The organism is Pseudoalteromonas sp. SWXJZ94C (genome assembly GCF_015864385.1).
Taxonomy (GTDB): domain Bacteria; phylum Pseudomonadota; class Gammaproteobacteria; order Enterobacterales; family Alteromonadaceae; genus Pseudoalteromonas.
On sequence record NZ_JADYXF010000138.1, the window covers coordinates 1 to 951 of the forward strand.

Sequence of the window (951 nt, forward strand, 5' to 3'; positions counted from 1 at the left end):
TCAATTGAAAAATCACCTTCAGAAGTTATTTCAAAACGCGCTTTATTCCAAGGCACATCATCTTCATCCTTTTGCATAAGGTGATAAAGCGCACAGAAAGCTTTTCCACATTTTGCATTTTTAGCAACTCCATTTATGATATTTGTATCAAAATTGAATTTTTTGTTATTTAAAATGTATTCCTGATTAGATTGAATTGCTCCATCAGGATTTAATAATAAAACTTCAAACCAAGCCTTTTCCCATTGTTCGGGAAGAGCATTAAACATCGCTTGCCCAATATGGTTGTATATATCATCAATTGTTTCAAACACTTTATTATTCCTTAATTATCAAATTCAAACGGAATTGGGTTTCCATTACCTATTACATAGTTACCAAACAAAGATTCTGGAGTTATCCCATCATCTGAATATTCTATCAATATTTCCACCTCAACAACTTTACCTTCTTCCAAATGCTCTGCCCACTTTCTTTCCATTTTTCGCCATCCACCATAACGATTTTGGTCTTTTAGTTGGGGTACTAAGTTTATTTTTTCTGCTGGACCTTGGAACAATGTGCCAACTAGATGGCCTCCATCATAGTTAGGGTCATCACCGCCATAGCTGCTCTGCTTGGCACTGCGATGCTTTTTATCCCTTATTTTTTGGTCTTTAATCTCTGACTTTTCGAGCTTGCCTTTAACTCTTATAGTACGCCCTAGCTCATCCGTTTCATAAGTATAAATTGCAGGTTTACCCACAATTAAACCAGACAGCCACTCTAATTGAACAAATAAAACTGTGCTATAAAATTTAATTTTTAGGTTAAGAATATATCTTTTATCGTCGGGTTATTTTCATTTCATCCATTAAATAAGTCACTAGCACTCTGTAGTGGTAAAGTAATTTTGGCCACCCATTAAGAAAGAAATGTTATGCTATTTGCATACAAATTTGGGTGAAAAAA

Annotated in this window: 2 protein-coding genes; both read right to left on the reverse strand. The window is 34.4% G+C overall.

Annotation, left to right across the window (positions count from 1 at the left end):
* The coding region (locus tag I6F65_RS21415; RefSeq protein ID WP_197114851.1) for a hypothetical protein at positions 1 to 314 on the reverse strand (314 nt) is incomplete at its 3' end.
* An 11-nt stretch (positions 315 to 325) separates the two neighbouring features.
* The gene (locus I6F65_RS21420; RefSeq protein ID WP_197114852.1) at positions 326 to 745 is read right to left on the reverse strand and encodes a DNA/RNA non-specific endonuclease; all 420 of its coding nucleotides are present in this window, start codon (positions 743 to 745) and stop codon (positions 326 to 328) included.
* Between the last annotated feature and the right edge of the window lie 206 nt (positions 746 to 951).